Genomic DNA, 23,327 nt, shown 5'->3' with positions numbered 1-23,327 from the left:
CGACGTAATATTGACACCAAAACATCCGCCTGTCGGAATATTGGCACGTCGTACTGTTAGCTGCGGTTAACACCTTTACAAAGCCTGACCCCACAACTAAACACACATCAAACTGATATCAGGAAAGGCCGTATCCCTGAGTCGGTGCTACCTCAAAACACGGCCTCATCCAGCCATTATTTCAGGAGTCCCTGCCACATGGGTGCTCTCAGTCTATTGCGTGCCATGTGCAGCGCAGCCCCAGCCTCGGGCTCACATTCGCCCGACCTGCCCTGCGATCCGCTCCTCAAGCGCGGCGAGCTTTTCCACCCCCGTAATACCCGCGCGCCTCTGCCGGCAGCGCCTGGCCCGTCAGGCCGGCGATGTCCGGCAGCCGCCTCGCACCACTCCTGAACAACCTGAGCGGTGCAAGAACGGGACTTCGTCCTGTTAGCAATCCCTAGCGATTCTAAAAATAAAAAACTGGCATTTTCGGGAGAAAGACATGGCTACCACCACAACTACCAGCGGCGGCACCGTCACTTCGCTTTCCAATACACCGCAGGCTCAGGACGACATTTTCACTACCGGTGTCATTGGCACGAGCAGCGCGGCCATCACTGAAGACCTGCTGGGGGTCGTGTACCTGGACGTCATGTCCAATGACCTCGGCGGCAACGCAAAGACACTGTGGTCACTCGATGACGCGACCAGTCTTTCTACTGCCACCAAGATTTATGCGCCGGCCGATCTCCTGGTCCAGGACACGGGCAGAATTGAGGCGACGAGTACTGACACCAGTTTCAACGGGGCAAAGATCTGGATTACGTCGGATGGCAAGGTCGGCTACGACGCCGCAACGTTGTCGACCGCTTTCAAGGCGCAACTCCAGGCGCTTGCTGGCGGAGCGTCCCTGACGGACAGCTTTACGTATGCGATTCGCCTCGGCAATGGCACCCTCAGCTGGGCCACTGCGCAGGTGCAATTCGCAGGTGCGAATGACAGTGTGACGATGAGCCTTGGCGCACAGGCCGGCACGGTAACAGAAGATGCGAACGCGACCCCGAGTCCGACCGATTCGCTGAGCGCGACAGGCACGATTGCGTTTAGCGATGTCGATCTGAGTGACACGCATACCGCCTCATTCGTGGCGGCGGGCGGCAATGCCACCGCGCTGGGCAACTTCGCCCTTGCAGCAGTGACTGAAGCGGCCAATGCAGCCAACGGCACCGTTGACTGGACTTACACCCTGAACAATGCGGCAGCCCAGTCCCTGGCCCAGGGTCAGACTGCTACCGAAACCTATGTGGTCACCATCAATGATGGGCATGGCTCATCGACCACGCAGAACGTGACGATCACCATCACCGGCACCAACGATCAGGTACAGATCACCAGCGGCGTACAGGCCGGCGATGCAGGGGAAGACAGCGGCGACTACGCGGCCAGCGGCAGCATCACCTTCACCGACGTCGACCTGATCGACACCCACAGCGTCACCGTCACACCGGGCGCTTCCGGCTATCTGGGCAACTTCACTACCGATCCACTGAGCGACAGCACCGGCACGGGCAGCGGTTCTCTGGGCTGGAACTTTGCGGTGAACAACTCCGCGCTGCAGTTCCTCGGCGAAGGCCAGATCGTCACCCAAACCTATAACGTGGCGATCGGCGACGGCGCGGTGCAGACCGTGACCATCACGATTACTGGCACCAACGACCAGGTGCAGATCAGCAGCGGCGTGCAGGCCGGCGATGCTAAGGAAGACAGCGGCGACTACGCGGCCAGCGGCAGCATCACCTTCACCGACGCCGACCTGATTGACACCCACAGCGTCACTGTCACGCCGGGCGCTTCTGGCTATTTGGGCAGCTTCACCACCGATCCACTGAGCGACAGCACCGGCACGGGCAGCGGTTCGCTGGGGTGGAACTTCGCGGTGAACAACGCCGCGTTGCAATTCCTCGGCGAAGGCCAGAACGTCACGCAAACCTATAACGTGGCTATCGGTGACGGCGCGGTGCAGACCGTGACCATCACGATTACCGGCACCAACGATCAGGTACAGATCACCAGCGGTGTGCAGGCTGGCGATGCCGGGGAAGACAGCGGCGACTACGCGGCCAGCGGCAGCATCACCTTCACCGACGCCGACCTGATTGACACCCACAGCGTCACTGTCACGCCGGGCGCTTCTGGCTATTTGGGTAGCTTCACCACCGATCCACTGAGCGACAGCACCGGCACGGGCAGCGGTTCGCTGGGGTGGAACTTCGCGGTGAACAACGCCGCGTTGCAATTACTCGGCGAAGGCCAGAACGTCACGCAAACCTATAACGTGGCTATTGGAGACGGCGCGGTGCAGACCGTGACTATCACGATTACCGGCACCAACGACCAGGTGCAGATCACCAGCGGCGTGCAAGCTGGCGATGCCAAGGAAGACAGCGGCGACTACGCGGCCAGCGGCAGCATCACCTTCACCGACGTCGACCTGATCGACACCCACAGCGTCACCGTCACACCGGGCGCTTCCGGCTATCTGGGCAACTTCACTACCGATCCACTGAGCGACAGCACCGGCACGGGCAGCGGTTCTCTGGGCTGGAACTTTGCGGTGAACAACGCCGCGTTGCAATTCCTCGGCGAAGGCCAGAACGTCACGCAAACCTATAACGTGGCTATCGGTGACGGCGCGGTGCAGACCGTGACTATCACAATTACTGGCACCAACGACCAGCCGACGCTGACGATTACCGACACCACCGGCGCGATGAACGAAGGCAACGGCACGGCCACCCTGAGCGACAACGGCGCACTGAGCTTTGCCGATCTGGACAGCACCGACACGGTGACCGTGTCGCAGACCGCTAACAACGACATCGTCTGGAGCGGCGGCGTGCTCAATGCGGGCGTGGCCTCGGCACTGGTGGCCGGTTTCTCGGTCGACCAGAACAGCTGGGACTACAGCAGCAATGAGAACCTCGACTTCCTCGGTGCGGGTGAAACCATCACCTTCTCGTACGCGGTGGTCGCCACCGACGACAGCGGCGCGGCTAACGCTGCCTCGGCGACGCAGACGGTCACCATCACTATCACCGGCACTAACGACGCGCCCGTACTCAGCTTCGCAACAGGCAATGATGCCGGCGCAGTGCAGGAAGACACCACGCTCAGCGTGAGCGGCCAGTTCAGTTCGGCCGATATCGATCATGCTGCCACGGCAACCTGGACCATTGCCGGGTCGAATACCGGCACTTATGGTTCGATCGCGGTGGACAGCACCGGCCAGTGGACTTACACCCTGGCCAATGGCACCGATGGTGTCGCCAGTGCGGTGCAGTCACTGAAGGTGGGCGAGAGTCATGACGAAGTGTTCAGCGTCCAGGTCAGCGATGGCCTCGGCGGCGTGGACACTCAGTTGGTGACTGTCACCGTCACTGGCACCAACGATGCGCCAGTGCTCGGCTTCGCGACGGGCAACGATGCCGGTGCGGTGCAGGAAGACACCACGCTCAGCGTGAGCGGCCAGTTCAGTTCGGCCGATATCGATCATGCTGCTACGGCCGCCTGGAGCATCAATGGCTCGGCTTCGGGCACCTACGGTTCGATCGCGGTGGACAGCACCGGCAAATGGACTTACACCCTGGCCAATGGCACCGATGGCGTTGCCAGTGCGGTGCAGTCGCTGGGGGCTGGCGAAAGTCACGATGAAGTGTTCACCGTGCAGGTCAGCGATGGCCTTGGCGGCGTGGCCACTCAGTTGATGACCGTCACCGTCAGCGGCACTAACGATGCGGCCGTGTTGTCCGCCGACATCGCCAACCTGACCGAAACCGATGCCCCGCTGACCACCAACGGCAGCCTGACCATCAGCGATGTCGACAGCGCCGCAACCTTCGTCGCGCAAACCAACACCAACGGCAGTTACGGCCAGTTCTCCATCGGCACCAATGGTGCCTGGAGCTATGTCGCCGACTCTGCCCACAACGAGTTCGTCGCCGGCACCACCTACACCGATACCTTCGCCGTGAGCAGTGCCGACGGCACCCTCACTTCGGTCACCGTGCAGATCCTCGGCACCAACGACGCCGCGGTGCTGTCCGCCGACAGCGTCAACCTGACCGAAACCAATGCCCCGTTGATCACCAACGGCACCCTCACCATCAGCGACGTCGACAGCGCCGCGACCTTCGTTACCCAGACCAACACCGCCGGCAGCTACGGCCAGTTCTCCATCGGCACGAACGGTGCCTGGAACTATGTCGCCGATAGCGCCCACAACGAGTTCGCTGCAGGCACCACCTACACCGACACCTTCGCGGTGAGCAGTGCCGACGGCACCCTCACCTCGGTCACCGTGCAGATCCTCGGGACCAACGATGCCGCGGTGCTGTCCGCCGACATTGCCAACCTGACCGAGACCAATGCCGCCGTCGACATCTCCACCACCGGTACGCTGACCATCAGCGATGTCGACAGCGCCGCAACCTTCGTCGCGCAAACCAACACCAACGGCAGTTACGGCCAGTTCTCCATCGGCACCAATGGTGCCTGGAGCTATGTCGCCGACTCTGCCCACAACGAGTTCGTCGCCGGCACCACCTACACCGATACCTTCGCGGTGAGCAGCGCCGACGGCACCCTCACCTCGGTCACCGTGCATATCCTCGGCACCAACGACGCCGCGGTGCTGTCCGCCGACAGCGCCAACCTGACCGAGACCAATGCCGCCGTCGACATCTCCACCACCGGTACGCTGACCATCAGCGATGTCGACAGCGCCGCAACCTTCGTCGCGCAAACCAACACCGCCGGCAGTTACGGCCAGTTCTCCATCGGCACCAATGGTGCCTGGAGCTATGTCGCCGACTCTGCCCACAACGAGTTCGCTGCAGGCACCACCTACACCGACACCTTCACGGTGAGCAGCGCCGACGGCACCCTCACCTCGGTCACCGTGCAGATCCTCGGGACCAACGACGCTGCCGTGCTGTCCGCCGACATTGCCAACCTGACCGAGACCAATGCCGCCGTCGACATCTCCACCACCGGTACGCTGACCATCAGCGATGTCGACAGCGCCGCAACCTTCGTCGCGCAAACCAACACTAACGGCAGTTACGGCCAGTTCTCCATCGGCACCAATGGTGCCTGGAGCTATGTCGCCGACTCTGCCCACAACGAGTTCGTCGCCGGCACCACCTACACCGATACCTTCGCGGTGAGCAGCGCCGACGGCACCCTCACTTCGGTCACCGTGCATATCCTCGGCACCAACGACGCCGCGGTGCTGTCCGCCGACATTGCCAACCTGACCGAGACCAATGCCGCCGTCGACATCTCCACCACCGGTACGCTGACCATCAGCGATGTCGACAGCGCCGCAACCTTCGTCGCGCAAACCAACACCAACGGCAGTTACGGCCAGTTCTCCATCGGCACCAATGGTGCCTGGAGCTACGTCGCCGACTCTGCCCACAACGAGTTCGTCTCCGGCACCACCTACACCGACACCTTCACGGTGAGCAGCGCCGACGGCACCCTCACCTCGGTCACCGTGCAGATCCTCGGGACCAACGATGCCGCGGTGTTGTCCGCCGACAGCGTCGGCCTGACCGAAACCAATGCCCCGCTGACCACCAGCGGCAGCCTGACCATCAGCGACGTCGACAGCCCGGAAACCTTCCAGGTCCAATCCGGTACCGCCGGCACCAACGGAACCTTCTCCATCGATGTTGCGGGCAACTGGAGCTATACCGCCAACTCGGCCTTCGACGCACTTAATGTCGGCGACAGCCTGACCGACACCTTCACGGTACTCAGTGCCGACGGCACCGCGACCGCGGTGACGGTCAGCATCACCGGCAGCAACGACGCCGCCGTGCTGTCCTCGGCCAGCGTCACGCTGACCGAAACCAATGCCCCGCTGACCACCAGCGGCACCCTCACCATCAGCGACGTCGACAGCCCGGAAACCTTCCAGGCCCAGTCCGGTATCGCCGGCACCAACGGAACCTTCGCCATCGATGCCGCGGGCAACTGGAGCTATATCGCCAACTCGGCCTTCGACGCACTCAATGTCGGCGACAGCCTGACCGACACCTTCACGGTACTTAGCGCCGACGGCACCGCGACTTCGGTGACGGTGACCATCAACGGCAGCAACGACTCCCCGACGATCACCTCTAACGGAGGTGGTGCGACCGCTTCGGTCAGCGTGGCGGAGAACAGCACGGTGGTCACAACAATGGCGGCGACCGATGCCGATCTTCCGGCGCAAACCCTGAGCTACAGCATCGTCGGTGGAGCAGATGCCGCGAAGTTCTCGATCGTTTCAGGCACAGGCGCACTGAGTTTTGTCTCTGCACCCAACTTTGAGTCCCCAACTGATTCGGGAACGAACAACGTCTATGACGTGATTGTGCGGACGTCGGACGGCACGCTGTTTGACGACCAGGCGCTCGCCGTGAGCGTGACGGGCGTCAACGACAACAGCCCGGTGATCACCTCCAACGGCGGCGGTGCGACGGCTTCGGTCAACGTGGCAGAGAACACCACTGCGGTCACGACAGTGGTGGCGACCGATGCTGATCTTCCGGCGCAAACCCTGAGTTATTCGATCCTGAATACGGCCGGGACGGACTTCAGCAAATTCTCTATCAGTTCGACTGGGGTGCTGACGTTCAATTCGGCGCCGGATTACGAGAATGCCCAGGATGTCGGTGGTGCTGACGGTGACAATGCCTATGTTGTGGACGTTCTGGTGGCCGACGGCAATGGCGGAACCGACACCCAGACAATTACGGTAAACGTGCAGAACGTAGTCGAGACTCCAGTTGATACCGTGGCACCTACAGTGACAGTGACGGGGACTGCTTTAGGGAGTTCGAACGGCTCAACGTCGACGGTCACATTCCAGTTCAGTGAGGCAGTGAGCGGTTTCAACCTTTCAGACGTCACGGTGAGTGCATCAGGGGCAACGCCTCGCGGAACCTGGAGTAACTTCACGCAGGTAGACGGCGATACCTACACGGCGACACTGACTAGAACGCTGGGCGGTAGCGTGAAAGTCGACGTTACCGCGAACAGCTACACCGACCTGGCGGGTAATGCGGGTGCTGCTGGGAGCAGTGCAAACCTTCCGGCAGGCGTTGCCGGCGAACCCATCAACCTAGCCCTCAATACTCCATCGACCGATATCAGCGGCCCGATAACCGTGTCAATCAGCGGTGTTCCCTCGGGATGGATATTCAATGCGGGAACCGATAACGGCGACGGCACCTGGACCGTGCAGACCAGCGATCCTGGCGCATTGACGGTGACAACCCCAAGCGACTTCACGGGAGCGTTGGTGCTTGATGTCAACATGTACTGGAGCAATAGTGACGGCAGCGACGGCAGCGCCTATGTGTTCAACAACATCGAAGTCTATGCCCCCGGCGCACCGATCTTCGCCTTGTCCGCTGACGACAATTTGACTGGCTCGTCCGGTGCCGACACTTTCGTCTTCGCCCAGCCGATCGGCAACAACCAGATCTACAGTTTCGATGTCACGGCGGACAAGATCGACTTGATCGGCTTCGCGGGCGTCACCGGCTTTGCTGACTTGAGTATCACTAACGACGCCAACGGCAATGCGCTGGTCAGCATCGGCTCCGGCCAGTCGGTCACCCTGAAAGGTGTCGATGCGGCTGACCTGAGCGAAGCGAACTTCCAGTTCGATGTGGATCCGGTGATGACCAATACCGGTACCCTCACCATTGCCGACGGCGCGATCATGCCGTTCGGTGGCAGCATTCATAACAGCGGCACGATCGAACTCGGCTCCACCGGCAGCGAGACCAATCTTGAGATTCTGTTTCGTGGCGCGACCTTGACCGGCGGTGGCCAGGTACTGCTATCCGACAGCGCGCAAAACGTGATTTTCGGCGGCAGCGCCGACACCGTCCTGACCAACGTCGACAACCGCATTTCCGGCGCCGGCCAGTTGGGCGCCGGGCAGATGGTATTGGTCAATGCAGGGCTGATCCTGGCCAGCGGGCTGAACAGCCTGGTGCTCGACACTGGCACCCACACCATCACCAACAGCGGGGTGCTGGAGTCTACGGGTGAAGGCGGTATGACGGTGGCCAGTGCGGTCGACAACTCCGGCCACTTGTGGGTCAACGGTGGCGACATGCGCCTGCTGGCCGACGTGATGGGCAATGGCAGCGCCACCATCGACGGCGACGCGACACTGACCTTTTCCGGCGCAGCAAACGGGTCCGTCGCCTTCCACGGCGAAGGCGCGGGCACGCTGGTGATCGCACAGGCCGAAGCGGCGGGTTCCTTGGTCGGCATCCTCGGTCTGGAGAGCGATGACATGCTGACCTTCGGCGATCTCGCCTTCGGCGCCAACACCCAGCTCAGCTATAGCGCCAACGCCTCTGGCACCGGCGGCTTGCTGACGGTGGACGACGGCACGCATCGGGCCGAGGTGAACTTGCTGGGGCACTACACGGTGGAGGACTTCCAGGCCACCGACGGCGGCGAGGCCGGCACCCAGGTCAGTTACAACGGCGAATCCAGCGGCACACTGGTGGGCAGCATGGCGGCGGACGTACTCAGTGGTGGCGACGGCAACGACATCCTCGCAGGTCGTGGTGGGGAGGACACGCTCAGCGGTGGCGCGGGAGCCGATATGTTCGCCTATCTCAACGTGGCTGAAGGCGGAGATACCATCCTCGACTACAACTTCGCCGAAGGTGACGCACTCGACCTCTCCGCACTGCTCAGCGCCAACTTCGTTAGCGGTATCAGCCAGGCGTCCGACTTCGTTCAACTGGCACAGTCCGGCAGCGACATCACCGTGAAGGTGGATGCCGATGGTGCCGCCAATGGTACGAACTTCGCCGATGTGGCGGTGCTTGCCAACACTGGCACGAGCGGTACCGATCTGGTGCGCACCTGGTTTGGGGAGGCTGACCATACGTTGACGGCTTGATGTTGGGTTGGAGTTGAATCCACCGCTGCAGACAGCCACAAAAAAGCCCCACCAGATCACTCTGCGTGGGGCTTTCAAATATGTGGTGTCCCAGGGCAGGTTCGAACTGCCAACCTTCCCCTTAGGAGGGGGATGCTCTATCCAATTGAGCTACTGAGACACAAGTCGTCCGCAAGGCATGCGGAGCGATGGACGGCGTGCATGTTAACGGGCAGGCCCACTTTTGTCATGTCATCCGTAGGGCTTTTTAAGTGTAGGCAGACGCCTCTCGGTAGTGTGGCTTTGTTTACCGTGCAAATTGCATCACCTCAAAATGCCATCATTGCAAAATGCAATGCGGGTATTTTGCAAAAATATCTTAATCCGTTGTTTTTAAAGGATTTAATAGCCGTTAAACTTTTGGCATGCGGGCTGCTTCGACTGTTCTCTCAGAACACAGGAGGTCAGCTCCATGAACAGCGCTCTTTTAGTCGCGAACGCGGTCGCTTTGGCGGTTCTGGTGGGTTTTCATTTCTTCCCCGAAAACGACGTCGCGACGATTGCTCAACGCATCCCCCATTACCTGCAACTGCAAAAGACACCGCAGGTGGCAGTCATGAGCGATCAACGCGGTTTGGTCAGCCAAGAGGTGAGCCAGGAGACTATTCAGCTGCACACACAGTCTTTTGAACGCTTGGTATTTTGAATCACCCCATCAGGAGCACAGCATGTCCAAATCAGCCGCAGGATTTTTCATCCTCGCCGTACTGAGTGGCATTCTTCATCTGTCATTGGTCGAGGACACGGTCGTCACCCTGCCCCTGATTGCTTGCGGCGTGTTTGGTGCGCTGTTCGTGCTGGCGCTGATTGCCGGGCGCAAGATCAAGTTCGATCCGGTTTTGCGCTGAAGCTCAGCAGCTTCAGAAGATTGGCGACGGTGTCAGCAAGGTCGCCGGAGTTATCGAGTCGGCGGATCTGCATATCACCGATTGAATCATGAACCGTAAACAGCGCATTTCGGCGCAGCCTCGTTTCAATTTCTGCCGGGCTCTCACGCCCCCGCCGTAACAGGCGCTCGCGCAGGGCTTCATCCTTGACCGTCAATAGCACCGGCAATAGCGTGGGATAGCGCTGTTGCGCTTCTGCCAGGTGCCCGCGCGAACCGTTGATCAAACATCGCGACCGTCCGCGAGCCATTGGTCTATGCGAACAGGAATACCGTAATTCAGCCCATTGGCTTGCCACGACAGCGCAAAATTTCCTTGGGCTCTGCGTTGTTCGAACTCTTCGCGGGACACCTCGATGGCGTCTTCACCCACCGATTCCGCCGAGCGCGTAATAACGCGTCGCACGACTTCACAATTGTGTGTGCGCAACGGCTCGCGAGCGGCTTCGATGAGGCTGTCCTTGCCGGATCCCGAAGGCCCCATTAAATAAATCAGCCTGCCATCCATCCTGAAATCATCCCCCGCCACGCGCCTACACTAGTAAATCGGCCATTTGCCACTATCCTGTATAAGGTAAGGAACAAGGATCGAATCCGCATAGCATGCACCTTCAGGCGTCTTCGGGCATCACCTGTGGGGCAAGAGAACGCGGTCAGTGATACGGACTCATGGATTATTTTCAAATCAGTCCGCATTTCTGATAATAGGTGCTGGCATTAAGCCTTTACCCGGATCAATATTTGTCACAGAATTGACGCCAATGATCTGGCTAATTTGAGGCATGATGCGCGCCTCTATCAATTCAGGTTGAACATTTGGCCGGAGTGCTTGTCCTATCTGACATCCTGCGGCCTATCCCGAGAACCGCTCCCCTGAACTAACCGGTTAAATATATGCGCCCATTGAAACAGGCAATTTATTCCAGCCGTACGGCTGACAAGTTCGTCGTACGTCTGCCAGACGGAATGCGTGAACGCATTGCCGAGGTGGCTCGCAATCATCATCGCAGCATGAACTCCGAAATCATCGCGCGCCTTGAGCAGAGTCTTATTCAGGAAGGCGCGTTGGGTGAAGAACTGAGCATGCGCCTGGACAGCCCCGAGCTGTCTTTGCACGAACGCGAGCTGCTGCAGCGCTTCCGCCAACTCTCCCACCGTCAGCAAAACGCTCTGGTTTCGCTGATCGCCCATGACGCCGAAATGGCCGCAGACGCTTCCTGATTCATCCCGAAAGCTCAAGCCAGCGTAATTGCTGGCTTTTTTTTGCCCGAAATCTGGTTAAAAAAAACCCGCCGATTGGCGGGTTCCTTTAAAACAGGACTTTAAAGCAGGAAAATCGTAGCCAGCCCGAGGAAGATGAAAAAGCCGCCACTGTCGGTCATGGCAGTGATCATCACACTGGCACCCATTGCCGGGTCGCGCCCAAGCCGCGCCAGAGTCATCGGAATCAAAACCCCCATCAATGCTGCAAGCAACAGGTTAAGCGTCATCGCGGCAGTCATCACCACGCCCAGTGACCAACTGCCATAAAGCAGATAAGCCACCACACCAATCACGCCGCCCCAGACCAGACCATTGATCAAGCCGACCGCCAACTCCTTGCGCATCAGCCGCGACGTATTGCCGGTACTGACCTGATCCAGCGCCATGGCCCTAACGATCATGGTGATCGTCTGGTTACCCGAGTTGCCACCGATACCGGCGACTATCGGCATCAATGCCGCAAGTGCGACCAGTTTCTCGATAGAGCCTTCGAACAGGCCGATCACCCGGGATGCAATGAACGCGGTGATCAGGTTCACCGCCAGCCAGGCCCAACGGTTACGCAGGGACTTCCAGACTGACGCGAAAATATCTTCTTCTTCGCGCAGACCCGCCATGTTGAGAACTTCGTTTTCGCTCTCTTCACGAATCAGGTCAACCATTTCATCGATGGTCAGACGACCGATCAACTTGCCGTTCTTGTCGACCACCGGGGCCGAGATCAAGTCGTAACGTTCGAACGCCTGAGCGGCCTCGTAAGCGTCTTCGTCCGGATGAAAACTCACCGGGTCGCTGGCCATGACTTCCGAAACCTGTTTTTCCGGATCGTTGACCAGCAGACGCTTGATCGGCAACACACCCTTGAGCACGCCGTCGTAATCGACCACGAACAGTTTGTCGGTGTGGCTCGGTAGCTCCTTGAGACGGCGCAGGTAACGCAACACCACTTCGAGACTGACATCCTCACGGATGGTCACCATCTCGAAGTCCATCAGCGCACCGACCTGCTCCTCGTCATAGGACAACGCGGAGCGGACGCGCTCACGCTGTTGGTTGTCGAGGGTTTCCATCAGCTCGTGGACGACGTCTCGCGGCAGCTCGGAGGCCAGGTCAGCGAGTTCGTCGGCGTCCATGTCCTTGGCCGCCGCCAAGAGCTCGTGATCGTCCATGTCGGCGATCAGGGTTTCACGAACCGAATCGGATACTTCGAGCAGAATGTCGCCGTCGCGATCAGCCTTGACCAATTGCCAGACCGTCAGGCGATCGTCCAGCGGCAAGGCTTCAAGGATGTAGGCAACGTCGGCGGAGTGCAGATCATCGAGCTTGCGTTGCAACTCGACGAGGTTTTGCCGGTGAACCAGGTTCTCGACGCGGTCGTGATGCGGACCTTCCTGGCGATGAGTCAGGTCTTCGACCACCCGCTGGCGCTGCAGCAGCTCAACGACTTGAGCGAGGCGGTCCTGCAAGCTTTCCTGCGTTTTTTTTACTTCAACTTCAGACATAGGCGAACTCCACTCCCAGCAGCGGGGCACGCCGGAAGGATCAATCAGTCAGTTCATGATTGTAGAAACGGGGTACTGAGTAACTACTGGGTAAGTCCATGGAGGTATTCCACAAGCCCCGGCGGGGCTGACGGGCGCAATGATAACACCGCCTGACGGTTTTAAACGTTAAAAAATCGCGGCTGAAACAAGTGCTTGCGAGACAAACCTGAGCATCGTCCTGATCCATGAAACTGCGACGACTTATCCTGAAAAGAAAACACACTGCCGCCTGAAAATGTAATGACTACCCTTGATGGAGACCGTCATGGAGGACGTCGAATGCCATCAATTGCTCATTATTTGCTTACTGCCCTGCTCTACCTGCCGCCCCAGGCGCTCGCCACGACCGTTCACAGGTGCGAAGCCGCCAATGGGCACATCACCTTTACGACCATGAGCTGTACAAGCGGAGAAAACCTCTCAGTTCAGGACGTACGCACGTTCCTGCCAGGCAGCGTGGCGCCCCTGATGCCAGAAGCCGAGTTTCGCGAAACATCAGGTACGAAATTCCACAGGAAAGAGCCGACGGTCGTGGGCCAGTCCGAGGGCAAATGTGGAAATCTGCTCAGCGCGAAGGAACGCCGCATAGCGATCATCAATCAGCGGGTCGTTGCCGGCATGAGTCAGCAGGACGTCGAAAGCGCTCTCGGCAAACCAGACAAGATCAGCACGCGCAATTCAGCCACAAGCTACCGCTACGACAACAAGCGAGGGCGCAGTGCTCACATCGAGTTCGACGAGAAAGGTTGTACCAAAGGAAAAGCCAAATCGCAGACGGCAAAAAGCCCGCGTTAAACGCGGGCTTTTTGGTGTTTGGTGCACTCGACAGGATTCGAACCTGTGACCGCTCGGTTCGTAGCCGAGTACTCTATCCAGCTGAGCTACGAGTGCATTTGTGTTTTTATACCAGATCACAACTGGTTGAAGCCAAGTTATTCACATTACTGCAAACAACTCTTAAATGGTGCACTCGACAGGATTCGAACCTGTGACCGCTCGGTTCGTAGCCGAGTACTCTATCCAGCTGAGCTACGAGTGCATTTGTTGCCGCGCATTATAGGCCGTTGAATCTATTTGTAAAGCACTTTTTCTAGTAATTTCAACAACTTACCGAAGAAGCCAGATTACAACGTACTACGCAAATAATGGCGGAGAACGGGGGATTCGAACCCCCGACACCCTTTTGAGGTGTACTCCCTTAGCAGGGGAGCGCCTTCGGCCACTCGGCCAGCTCTCCGCAACACGGGGCGTATCTTAACCAACCTTTTCCCCGTTTGCAAACATAAAAAACGATAAAAATTAATGGCTTGGTTCTTCGTCCTTCTCTTTCTTTATACGCAGGTAAATTTCTTCACGGTGCACAGCAACCTCTTTCGGGGCGTTGACACCGATACGCACTTGATTTCCTTTAACGCCGAGCACGGTCACGGTGATTTCGCCATCACCAATAATCAGGCTTTCTGCGCACCGACGAGTCAGAATCAGCATACCTTTCTCCTCACGCATTTCATTTCAGGGACAACAGTCTGCAAAAAAAAGGCATTCGACCTACAACCAGAACGATCGCAGCCCTACATGCCTGAGTATTGACTAGCGCGAGCAAAAGAACAGTTTTGGTACGCGCCATTCAAAAAAACGAAGGGCGCGGTCAGACCGCGCCCTTGGGGATACGCATTACTCGCCCTGTCGGACCGGCGCATCCAGTTCGAAAGCCGTGTGCAGAGCGCGCACAGCCAGTTCCAGGTACTTCTCTTCGATCACCACGGACACCTTGATTTCCGACGTCGAGATCATCTGGATGTTGATGCTCTCTTTGGCCAGGGATTCGAACATACGGCTGGCCACACCTGCGTGGGAGCGCATGCCGACGCCGACGATCGAGACCTTGGCAATCTTGGTATCGCCAATGACTTCACGGGCACCGATCTCGCGAGCAGTGTTTTCCAGCACGGTTTGCGCCGCCTGGAAGTCATTGCGGTGCACGGTGAAGGTGAAGTCGGTGGTGTTATCGTGCGCAACGTTCTGCACGATCATGTCGACTTCGATGTTCGCGGCACTGATCGGGCCGAGAATCTTGAACGCCACGCCCGGGGTGTCTGGCACGCCACGGATGGTCAGCTTGGCTTCATCGCGGTTGAAAGCGATGCCGGAAATGATCGGCTGTTCCATGGTTTCCTCTTCATCAATAGTAATGAGGGTGCCCGGACCCTCCTTGAAGCTGTGCAGTACGCGCAGCGGAACGTTGTACTTGCCGGCGAATTCCACCGCACGGATCTGCAACACCTTGGAACCGAGGCTGGCCATTTCCAGCATCTCTTCAAAGGTGATCTTGTCCAGGCGCTGAGCCACGGACACCACACGCGGGTCGGTGGTGTAGACGCCGTCGACGTCGGTGTAGATCTGGCATTCGTCAGCCTTCAGGGCTGCCGCCAGCGCCACACCGGTGGTGTCGGAACCGCCACGACCGAGGGTGGTGATATTGCCGTGCTCGTCGACGCCCTGGAAACCGGCGACAACCACCACACGACCGGCCTTCAAGTCACCGCGAATCTTCTGGTCATCAATCTGCAAGATACGCGCTTTATTGTGCGCGCTATCCGTCAGAATCCGCACCTGATTGCCGGTGTACGACACCGCTGGCACGCCGCGCTTGATCAGCGCCATGGCCAACAGTGCAATCGTCACCTGCTCACCGGTGGAAACGATCACGTCCAGTTCGCGAGGAACCGGCTGACCGTCGCCACTGATTTGCTTGGCCAGATCGATCAGACGGTTGGTTTCGCCGCTCATTGCAGACAGCACAACCACCAGGTCATCGCCCGCATCGCGGAATTTCTTAACCTTGTCGGCGACCTGCTCGATTCTCTCGACAGTGCCGACTGAGGTGCCTCCAAATTTCTGTACGATCAAAGCCATTTCAAAGCCGCCTCTGCCCATGAAGGGCGCCCAATAATCACTCAAACAGCGTTCTGGCCCGCCACTAGACCGCGAGCCAGGCACACTGCCTTATAAACCCTGCTCTACAAATGGAACAGTCAGGGCCAATGCGGCATCCAGTGCGCCAGCGTCAGTACCACCGCCCTGCGCCATGTCTGGACGACCACCGCCCTTCCCGCCCACTGCCGCAGCAGCCTGTTTCATCAAATCACCGGCTTTGAGTTGGCCAGTCAGGTCTTTGGTCACGCCTGCAACCAGGACGACCTTTTCCTCATGGACACTGCCGAGCAGGATCACTGCGCGGCCGAGTTTGTTTTTCAATTGATCGACCAGCGCCAGCAGCGCCTTGCCGTCCTGACCGTCCAGACGCACGGCCAGCACTTTCACGCCCTTGACGTCCAGGGCAGAAGCCGACAAATCGTCGCCCGCCGCGCTGGCCGCCTTGGCCTGCAACTGCTCGAGTTGCTTCTCCAGAAGACGGTTGCGCTCTAGCACAGCCGACAGCTTGTCGATCAGGTTATCGCGGCTGCCCTTGACCAGGTTGGCCGCTTCCTTGAGTTGTTCTTCAGCCGCGTTCAAGTAGGCCAGTGCTGCTGCGCCAGTCACTGCCTCGATACGACGAACGCCGGAGGCCACACCGCCTTCGCTGATGATTTTCAGCAGGCCGATGTCGCCGGTACGGGTGGCGTGAATACCGCCGCACAGCTCGACGGAGAAATCGCCCATGCTCAGCACGCGAACGTTGTCGCCGTACTTCTCGCCGAACAGCGCCATGGCGCCTTTTTGCTTGGCGGTTTCGATGTCGGTTTCTTCGGTTTCAACTTCGGAATTCTTGCGAATCTCGGCGTTGACGATGTCTTCCAGCGCCTTCAACTGCTCAGGCTTGATCGCCTCGAAATGGCTGAAGTCAAAGCGTAGACGCTGACTGTCGACCAACGAACCTTTCTGCTGAACGTGCTCGCCCAGTACCTGGCGCAATGCGGCGTGCAGCAAGTGGGTCGCCGAGTGGTTCAGCGACGTCGCGTGACGCACTTCGGCATCGACATGAGTCTCCACCGGAGCACCTACGATCAGGCTGCCCGAATCCAGCACACCGTGGTGCAGGAACGCACCGCCGGTCTTGGTGGTGTCGCGCACGTCGAAACGCGCAGCGCCAGCCTGGAGGAAGCCGCAGTCGCCAATCTGACCGCCGGACTCAGCATAGAACGGGGTCTGATTGAGAACGACTACGCCCTCTTCGCCTTCGCTCAGTACGTCAACCGATTGCCCGTCTTTATAGAGAGCAACGATTTTGGCGGAACCGCTGTGAGCGGTGTAACCGGTGAACTCGGTGGCCACATCAACCTTGACCAGGCTGTTGTAGTCCATGCCGAAGGAACTGGCGGATCGAGCACGGACGCGCTGGGCTTCCATTTCTCGCTCGAAACCTTCTTCGTCGATGGTCAGGCTGCGCTCGCGAGCGATGTCGCCGGTCAGGTCCATCGGGAAGCCGTAAGTGTCGTAAAGCTTGAACACTACATCGCCCGGAACCACGTCGCCTTTGAGTTCGGCCAGATCCTGCTCGAGGATCTTCAGGCCTTGCTCCAGGGTCTTGGCGAATTGCTCTTCTTCGGCTTTCAGGACGCGCTCGATGTGCGCCTGTTGGGATTTCAGCTCAGGGAACGCTTCGCCCATCTCGGCGACCAACGCCGCAACGATCTGGTAGAAGAAGCTGCCCTTGGCGCCCAGCTTGTTGCCGTGACGGCAGGCGCGACGAATGATCCGGCGTAGCACATAACCGCGACCTTCGTTGGACGGCAGCACGCCGTCGGCAATCAGGAAGCCGCACGAACGAATGTGGTCAGCCACGACTTTCAGCGACGCCTGAGCGTCGTTGGTGCAACCGATGGCTTTGGCCGATGCGCTCAGCAGGCTCTGGAACAGGTCGATTTCATAGTTCGAGTGAACGTGCTGCAGCACGGCACTGATCCGCTCCAGGCCCATGCCGGTGTCCACCGACGGCGCTGGCAACGGGTGCAACACGCCATCGGCGGTGCGGTTGAACTGCATGAATACGTTGTTCCAGATCTCGATGTAACGGTCACCGTCTTCTTCCGGCGAGCCTGGTGGGCCACCCCAGATGTCGGCGCCGTGATCATAGAAAATCTCTGTGCACGGGCCGCACGGGCCGGTATCGCCCATGGTCCAGAAGTTGTCGGACGCGTATGGCGCGCCCTTGTTGTCGCCGATGCGAACCATGCGCTCGGCTGGCACACCGATGTCTTTGGTCCAGATGTCGTACGCCTCGTCATCGCTGGCGTAGACGGTGACCCAGAGCTTTTCTTTCGGCAGGTTCAGCCACTTTTCGGAGGTCAGGAAGTTCCAGGCGTAGGTGATGGCGTCACGCTTGAAATAATCACCGAAGCTGAAGTTACCCAGCATTTCGAAGAAGGTGTGGTGACGGGCGGTATAACCGACGTTTTCCAGGTCGTTGTGCTTGCCGCCGGCGCGCACGCATTTCTGGCTGCTTACAGCGCGGGTGTACGCGCGCTTTTCCTGGCCCAGAAAGCAGTCCTTGAACTGGTTCATCCCCGCGTTAGTGAACAGCAGGGTTGGGTCGTTGCCCGGAATCAAAGAGCTGGAGGCTACACGGGTGTGGCCTTGCTCTTCGAAGAAGCGAAGGAAGGCTTCACGGATTTCTGCGCTTTTCATTAGGTTCTTCCACGGAGGCTGCGGCCAAAGGCCTGTGCGAAACGTCAACAGACGAAGCGACGGCAAAGGGCCGCATTATATCGGCGTTAGTGACTAGGTACAGTGTGTTTGTACGTTACAAACAGTCAATTGGACGGCTAACACGGTCAGTTGTGAGAAAAGTCGGCAAATGTGGCGACGACTTGCTCGATTTGCGCACGACTGACGTCCATGTGCGTGACCATTCGCAGACGACCGGCAGCGCTGAGCTTGATCCCGCGCGTCGCCGCGAAGGCCTTGATCGCTTCAGCCTTGTCGCCCATCTGCACGTAAACCATATTGGTCTGCACCGGCTCGACCTCATAGCCCGCCGTTCGCAGGCCTTCGGCCAGCATTTGTGCATTGGCATGGTCATCAGCCAAGCGCTGAATATTGTTATCCAGCGCATAAAGCCCTGCCGCGGCGAGAATCCCGGCCTGACGCATGCCGCCGCCAACCATTTTGCGCAGACGCCGAGCCTTGGCGATCAACTCGACCGAGCCACACAGCACCGAACCGATCGGCGCGCCCAGACCTTTGGACAGGCAGACCGAAACCGAATCGAAATGCTGAGTGATCTCCCGGGCGTCGACACCCAACTTGACCGCCGCGTTGTAGAGTCGTGCGCCATCCAGATGCAGCGCCAGACCGTTTTCACGAGTGAAATGGCGAGCCCGGGCCAGATATTCCAGTGGCAGAACCTTGCCCTGCATGGTGTTTTCCAGCGCCAGCAAACGGGTGCGGGCGAAGTGGAAGTCATCCGGTTTAATCGCGGCGGCGACCTGCGCCAGGTCCAGCGAACCATCGGCCTGCACTTCCAGCGGCTGCGGCTGGATCGAACCGAGCACCGCAGCGCCGCCACCCTCGTATTTATAGGTGTGAGCCTGCTGACCGACAATGTATTCATCACCGCGATCGCAGTGGGCCATCAGGCCCAGCAAGTTGCTCATGGTGCCCGTCGGAACAAACAGTGCCTGGGCAAAACCCAGTCGCTTTGCCAGCTCGGCTTCCAGACGGTTGACCGTCGGATCTTCACCATAAACGTCGTCACCGGTGGCCGCATTGGCCATCGCGTCGAGCATCCCTGCGGTCGGTTGGGTGACGGTGTCGCTGCGAAGATCGATAACGCTCATGAATCTGGCCTCGGTAAGCAGGGAAATCCCCTTTCAGGATGGAATTACTGCGGCCATCTCGGCGAATAATCAAGCCTTGTTCCAGGAAAAGGCTGGTTATGCCAACGAAAAAGTCGATAACAACCATCAGATAGCAGCAATGCACAGGTGAGAAATATGTGTTAAAAACGCTTCGCCGCCAAACAATCTGGCGGCAAAACGTTCTCAGGGCGGGGTGCAACTCCCCACCGGCGGTAATTGCGCGCAATGCGCATAGCCCGCGAGCGCTTGGCGGCAGGCACGGCAATGGCTGTGATGACGACAAGGTCAGCAGACCCGGTGTGATCCCGGGGCCGACGGTCATAGTCCGGATGAAGAGAGAACGGGATTAACGCCAAAGGGCCGCCTGCCGCTTATGCGAGCGTGCGTACCCTTAAATCCCATTCGATTCATAACGCCCTGTTTTTCACACAAACAGGAGTCAGAACATGCAACCCACCGCAATCGATAGCAAAAGCAAAAACCATCAGGGCGAGCGCGTCGCGTTCATCCAGGCCTGTTGGCACAAGGAAATCGTCGACCAGAGCCGTAAAGGCTTCGTCGCCGAAATGATTGCTCAGGGTTATCAGGAGTCAGACATCGATTTCTTCGAAGTCGGCGGCGCCTTTGAAATTCCGCTGCATGCCAAACTGCTGGCCAAGTCCGGCCGTTATGCCGGCATCGTCGCCGCGGGCCTGGTGGTTGACGGCGGCATCTATCGCCACGAATTCGTCGCCCAGTCGGTGATCAGCGGCCTGATGCAGGTTCAGCTGGAAACTGAAGTACCGGTGTTCTCGGTGGTTTTGACCCCGCACCACTTCCATGCCGGCGAAGAACACCAGAAGTTCTTCTTCGAGCATTTCGTGCATAAAGGTCAGGAAGCGGCGAAGACTTGCGCGGATACGCTGCACAAGATGCGGGCGTTGCGTCGCAGTGAGCCACGCGCAGTCGCGGTCTAGTCGTATGATCGTTCCCATGCTCTGCGTGGGAATGCCTAAATGGACGCTCTGCGTCCGCTTCGGCAGGGACGCGGAGCGTCCCGGGCTGCATTCCCACGCGGAGCGTGCGAACGATCATTGCGCGAAAGTCAGGCGAGGTTTTCGTCGGTGGTGGGCACGATCAGGATGCCGGCGCGCAGGCCGTTCTTGACCTTGGGGTTCGGGAAGATGATCCGGGCGCCCTTCTCTTCGATGACCCAGCGGGTATTGGCGATATCCTCGGCCAGCACATACCCCACTTTCAACTCCGAAAAGTTTTCAATATCCGCCGGCAGGTTCAGGCGGAAGCTATCGCTGTGCTTGATGACTTCCCGTGCGACGCTGAACAACTTCAAACCATCCAGCCCTTCGTCGGTCATCGGCGGCTCCGTGCCTTCGATGATCTGCTTCAGGCGGGTTTCAAGAAGGCTAACGTTGACCCCATCGTTCTGCCCGAACGGCCGGGCCTTGCCCAGCTCCAGGGTGAAGGACTCGGCATCGAGCTTGTCGTAGGTGTAGGAGCTGAAGACGATGGAGGGTTTGTTCTGCAGCAGCACCGCTTCCATGCCGGCGGCGCGCAGGCGAGCCAGCTCCTGGCGGGAATGCTGACGACCTTCTTTCCAGGGATACAAGGCGAACTGCTCGATTTTCGAGCCACGGATCGCCGTGTGCAGATCGTAATGCAGGCGATTGCGGTCCGGCAGGCTGAAGAAAGTTGCCGCCAGCCGCTCCAGTTCACAAGCGCGCAAGGCCTCGGAACCGCTGGTTTGTTCGTGCCGGCCGTTGAACAGCCGATTGACATCCTGCTCGATGAAACGCTCACCGCGACGGATAGCCTCGGGATTGCCGAACAGGAACAGAATACGTGCACGCGGCTTCAAATCACCGCGGGCGATGTCATGCAACAGGCGATCGAGCAGCTCGATCGGCGCTGTTTCGTTGCCATGGATGCCGGCTGAGAGCAGCAGGTCCAGGCCATTGTCGCGGGCTTCAGGTGGCCGGACTTCCAGCGCACCTTCGCTCAACCAGCGCATCCGCACGCCTTCGACAGTCAGTTGAGTCTTCTCCGCCGGTTCGCGGCCGGCGAGGGTCAGTTCAAGCAGTTTGCCGAGGGCGAGCATAGAGCGGTTTCCTTAGTGGTCGTGATTGCAATCCGGGCCGTGTACGTGGTCCTCATCATCACCGACGTCGGCCGGTTCCATCTCCAGTTGCAGACTTACCAGATTAGTCGCCAATGGGCGCAGCAGCAGGTTGGCGTATTCAGCGTCACCTTCTTCGACGTCCACGCCGATCAGCAACTGGCCGCGGCCGTCCTGCTGGATCCACAGCTCTTTGCCTTGCCACATGACCGCGACGCGGGTGCAGGAAGTTTCCAGTTGCGTGCCGTCGGTATCTTCAAGGATCAGCTGCAGGGTATCGCTCATGTTTTACGCTCTCGTCTGGAGATAGCGCGGCGCATTCAATTCATGCGCCGACTTTCAATTGATCTGGAATGGATAAACCGCGCCCAGTTTAAGGATTTGCGTCAGTTCATCCAGTGCCGTCCGGCACTCAAGCAACAATTGCGGGTCCGCCAGATCGTTTTCGGTCATGCGGTCGCGGTAGTGCTTGTCGACCCATTCGGTCAATGTGCCGTACAACGGTGCCGTCATGATAACCCCTTGGTTGACGGCCGCCAGTTCGGTTTCGTTGAGTGCGACGCGTAACCGCAGGCAAGCCGGGCCACCGCCGTTCTGCATGCTCTGCTTGAGATCGAAAACTTTCACTTCGCGGATCAGGCCGCCAGAGCTGGTCAGGCCTTGCAGGTACTGCCAGACACGCTCGTTGCCACGGCATTCTTCCGGCACGATCAATAGCATCGAGCCGTCAGGACGCGACAGCAGCTGGCTATTGAACAGGTAGGAACGAACAGCGTCTTCAACGGTGACCGCGGAACGCGGTACGCAGATTGACTGAAATTTCCCACCGACCTTTGCGAGTTTGCCGTGCAGTTCAGCGAGCATCTGCTCGGTGTCGAGGAAGGCGTCCTCGTGATAGAACAACACTTCGCCGTTACCCACCGCGATAACGTCGTTGTGGAACACGCCCTGATCGATCACCGAAGGGTTCTGCTGGGCATAGACCACGCCGTCATCGCTCAGACCGTGCAGACGCGCGACGGCCTGGGACGCCTCGAGCGTCTGGCGTGCCGGGTACTTCTGCGGATTCGGGTAACGGGTGTCGAACGCGCTGCGACCGAACACAAAAAACTCGACGCCGGCTTCACCGTAGTCACGGCAGAAACGGGTGTGGTTGGCCGCGCCTTCGTCACCGAACTGCGCCACGGCCGGCAAAGCGGCGTGGTGAGCAAAGTGCTTCTGATCGGCGAACATTGCCCCCAGTACGCGGCTGGTGGTCGGGTGTTCGATGCTGCGATGGTATTTGCAGTTCAGGTTGGCGGCAGTGAAATGCACACGGCCATCCGCAGTGTCGGCGCTCGGGCTGACTGTGGCGGCGTTGGCCACCCACATGCTCGACGCCGAGCAACTGGCAACCAGCAGCGGCATGGCATCTTTGGCAGCGCGCTCAATCACCTGAGCATCGGTCCCGCTGAAACCCAGGCGGCGCAGTGCGGCTACGTCTGGACGCTCTTGTGGCGCCAAGACGCCTTGCTGAAAGCCCATCTCCATCAGCGCTTTCATCTTCGCCAGGCCTTGCAGCGCGGCTTCCTTCGGGTTCGAAGACTGCTGGCTGTTGTTCTGGGACGCGACGTTGCCGTAGGACAGGCCGCCGTAGTTATGGGTCGGCCCCACTAGACCGTCAAAATTGACTTCATAGGATTTCATCAGCGAGGCTCCACGAGAATCTGTTTTTTTA

General features: G+C 59.0%; 15 protein-coding genes, 4 tRNA genes, 1 pseudogene and 1 riboswitch. Of the genes and pseudogenes, 7 read left to right on the top strand and 13 right to left on the bottom strand.

The features are described 5' to 3' along the window. Positions 1–484 precede the first annotated feature (484 nt). The gene (locus PSH97_RS07255; RefSeq protein ID WP_305448655.1) at positions 485–8,965 is read left to right on the top strand and encodes a VCBS domain-containing protein; all 8,481 of its coding nucleotides are present in this window, start codon (positions 485–487) and stop codon (positions 8,963–8,965) included. Positions 8,966–9,048: 83 nt separating this feature from the next. On the opposite strand, the gene PSH97_RS07250 is transcribed toward PSH97_RS07255, so the two are convergent. Continuing rightward, a tRNA-Arg gene (locus PSH97_RS07250) sits at positions 9,049–9,125 on the bottom strand. A gap of 291 nt (positions 9,126–9,416) precedes the next feature. Here PSH97_RS07250 and PSH97_RS07245 point away from each other — a divergent pair. Then, a complete protein-coding gene (locus tag PSH97_RS07245) occupies positions 9,417–9,650 on the top strand; it encodes a hypothetical protein (RefSeq protein ID WP_305448654.1) in 234 nt (77 codons plus the stop codon). Positions 9,651–9,672: 22 nt separating this feature from the next. Next, complete coding sequence (locus tag PSH97_RS07240) at positions 9,673–9,852, top strand: PA3371 family protein (RefSeq protein ID WP_305448653.1); 180 nt, start codon at positions 9,673–9,675, stop codon at positions 9,850–9,852. Here the strand turns inward: PSH97_RS07240 and phnN are convergent. After that, a pseudogene (gene phnN, locus PSH97_RS07235) lies at positions 9,827–10,398 on the bottom strand (phosphonate metabolism protein/1,5-bisphosphokinase (PRPP-forming) PhnN). The gene PSH97_RS07240 and the pseudogene phnN sit on opposite strands and share 26 nt — an antisense overlap. A 386-nt stretch (positions 10,399–10,784) precedes the next feature. On the opposite strand from phnN, the gene PSH97_RS07230 reads away from it, so the two are divergent. Beyond that, positions 10,785–11,111, top strand: coding sequence for an Arc family DNA-binding protein (locus PSH97_RS07230; protein WP_003178899.1), 327 nt, complete (start codon positions 10,785–10,787; stop codon positions 11,109–11,111). A gap of 101 nt (positions 11,112–11,212) precedes the next feature. Here the strand turns inward: PSH97_RS07230 and mgtE are convergent, their stop codons facing one another. Beyond that, positions 11,213–12,655, bottom strand: a complete 1,443-nt coding sequence (gene mgtE, locus PSH97_RS07225) for a magnesium transporter (RefSeq protein WP_095630443.1) — start codon at positions 12,653–12,655, stop codon at positions 11,213–11,215. Positions 12,656–12,976: 321 nt separating this feature from the next. Here mgtE and PSH97_RS07220 point away from each other — a divergent pair, with 321 nt between their 5' ends. Further along, positions 12,977–13,492 (top strand): cell envelope protein SmpA, encoded by a 516-nt coding sequence (locus tag PSH97_RS07220; protein WP_305448652.1) that lies wholly within the window; start codon positions 12,977–12,979, stop codon positions 13,490–13,492. Between the two features lie 19 nt (positions 13,493–13,511). On the opposite strand, the gene PSH97_RS07215 is transcribed toward PSH97_RS07220, so the two are convergent. The 7 genes from PSH97_RS07215 to ltaE all read right to left on the bottom strand — a co-directional run bounded on the left by PSH97_RS07215 (position 13,512) and on the right by ltaE (position 19,476). Next, positions 13,512–13,588: transfer RNA gene (locus PSH97_RS07215), tRNA-Arg, on the bottom strand. A gap of 71 nt (positions 13,589–13,659) precedes the next feature. Beyond that, a tRNA-Arg gene (locus PSH97_RS07210) sits at positions 13,660–13,736 on the bottom strand. 107 nt (positions 13,737–13,843) lie between these two features. After that, positions 13,844–13,934, bottom strand: a tRNA-Ser gene (locus tag PSH97_RS07205). Between the two features lie 62 nt (positions 13,935–13,996). Next, positions 13,997–14,185: a carbon storage regulator CsrA gene (gene csrA, locus PSH97_RS07200; RefSeq protein WP_002554426.1), complete on the bottom strand. Its 189-nt coding sequence runs from the start codon at positions 14,183–14,185 to the stop codon at positions 13,997–13,999. Between the two features lie 186 nt (positions 14,186–14,371). Continuing rightward, complete coding sequence (locus tag PSH97_RS07195) at positions 14,372–15,613, bottom strand: aspartate kinase (RefSeq protein ID WP_253553734.1); 1,242 nt, start codon at positions 15,611–15,613, stop codon at positions 14,372–14,374. A gap of 90 nt (positions 15,614–15,703) precedes the next feature. Further along, on the bottom strand, positions 15,704–18,325 hold the full coding sequence (gene alaS, locus PSH97_RS07190) for an alanine--tRNA ligase (RefSeq protein ID WP_305448651.1): 2,622 nt from the start codon (positions 18,323–18,325) through the stop codon (positions 15,704–15,706). Positions 18,326–18,471: 146 nt separating this feature from the next. Continuing rightward, positions 18,472–19,476: a low-specificity L-threonine aldolase gene (gene ltaE / locus PSH97_RS07185; RefSeq protein WP_305448650.1), complete on the bottom strand. Its 1,005-nt coding sequence runs from the start codon at positions 19,474–19,476 to the stop codon at positions 18,472–18,474. Here ltaE and PSH97_RS07180 point away from each other — a divergent pair. Together PSH97_RS07180 and PSH97_RS07175 are read left to right on the top strand one after the other, a co-directional pair. Beyond that, positions 19,475–19,627: a hypothetical protein gene (locus PSH97_RS07180; protein ID WP_305448649.1), complete on the top strand. Its 153-nt coding sequence runs from the start codon at positions 19,475–19,477 to the stop codon at positions 19,625–19,627. The genes ltaE and PSH97_RS07180 overlap by 2 nt on opposite strands. A 45-nt stretch (positions 19,628–19,672) precedes the next feature. Further along, positions 19,673–19,843, top strand: a riboswitch (FMN riboswitch). 100 nt (positions 19,844–19,943) lie between these two features. Then, the gene (locus PSH97_RS07175; protein WP_008071834.1) at positions 19,944–20,453 is read left to right on the top strand and encodes a 6,7-dimethyl-8-ribityllumazine synthase; all 510 of its coding nucleotides are present in this window, start codon (positions 19,944–19,946) and stop codon (positions 20,451–20,453) included. A gap of 128 nt (positions 20,454–20,581) precedes the next feature. Here the strand turns inward: PSH97_RS07175 and astE are convergent, their stop codons facing one another. Genes astE through astB form a run of 3 tightly spaced genes read right to left on the bottom strand, consistent with a single transcriptional unit; the run spans position 20,582 to position 23,296 of the window. Beyond that, on the bottom strand, positions 20,582–21,592 hold the full coding sequence (gene astE / locus PSH97_RS07170) for a succinylglutamate desuccinylase (protein WP_305448648.1): 1,011 nt from the start codon (positions 21,590–21,592) through the stop codon (positions 20,582–20,584). A gap of 12 nt (positions 21,593–21,604) precedes the next feature. Then, the gene (locus PSH97_RS07165; protein ID WP_007904718.1) at positions 21,605–21,895 is read right to left on the bottom strand and encodes a hypothetical protein; all 291 of its coding nucleotides are present in this window, start codon (positions 21,893–21,895) and stop codon (positions 21,605–21,607) included. Between the two features lie 54 nt (positions 21,896–21,949). After that, positions 21,950–23,296: an N-succinylarginine dihydrolase gene (astB, locus tag PSH97_RS07160; RefSeq protein ID WP_305448647.1), complete on the bottom strand. Its 1,347-nt coding sequence runs from the start codon at positions 23,294–23,296 to the stop codon at positions 21,950–21,952. Positions 23,297–23,327 lie beyond the last annotated feature (31 nt).

Origin of the sequence: Pseudomonas cucumis (assembly GCF_030687935.1) — a bacterium.
Taxonomy (GTDB): domain Bacteria; phylum Pseudomonadota; class Gammaproteobacteria; order Pseudomonadales; family Pseudomonadaceae; genus Aquipseudomonas; species Aquipseudomonas cucumis.
Note: the sequence above shows the minus strand (reverse complement) of the source record. Positions and strands in the feature narration are given on the sequence as shown.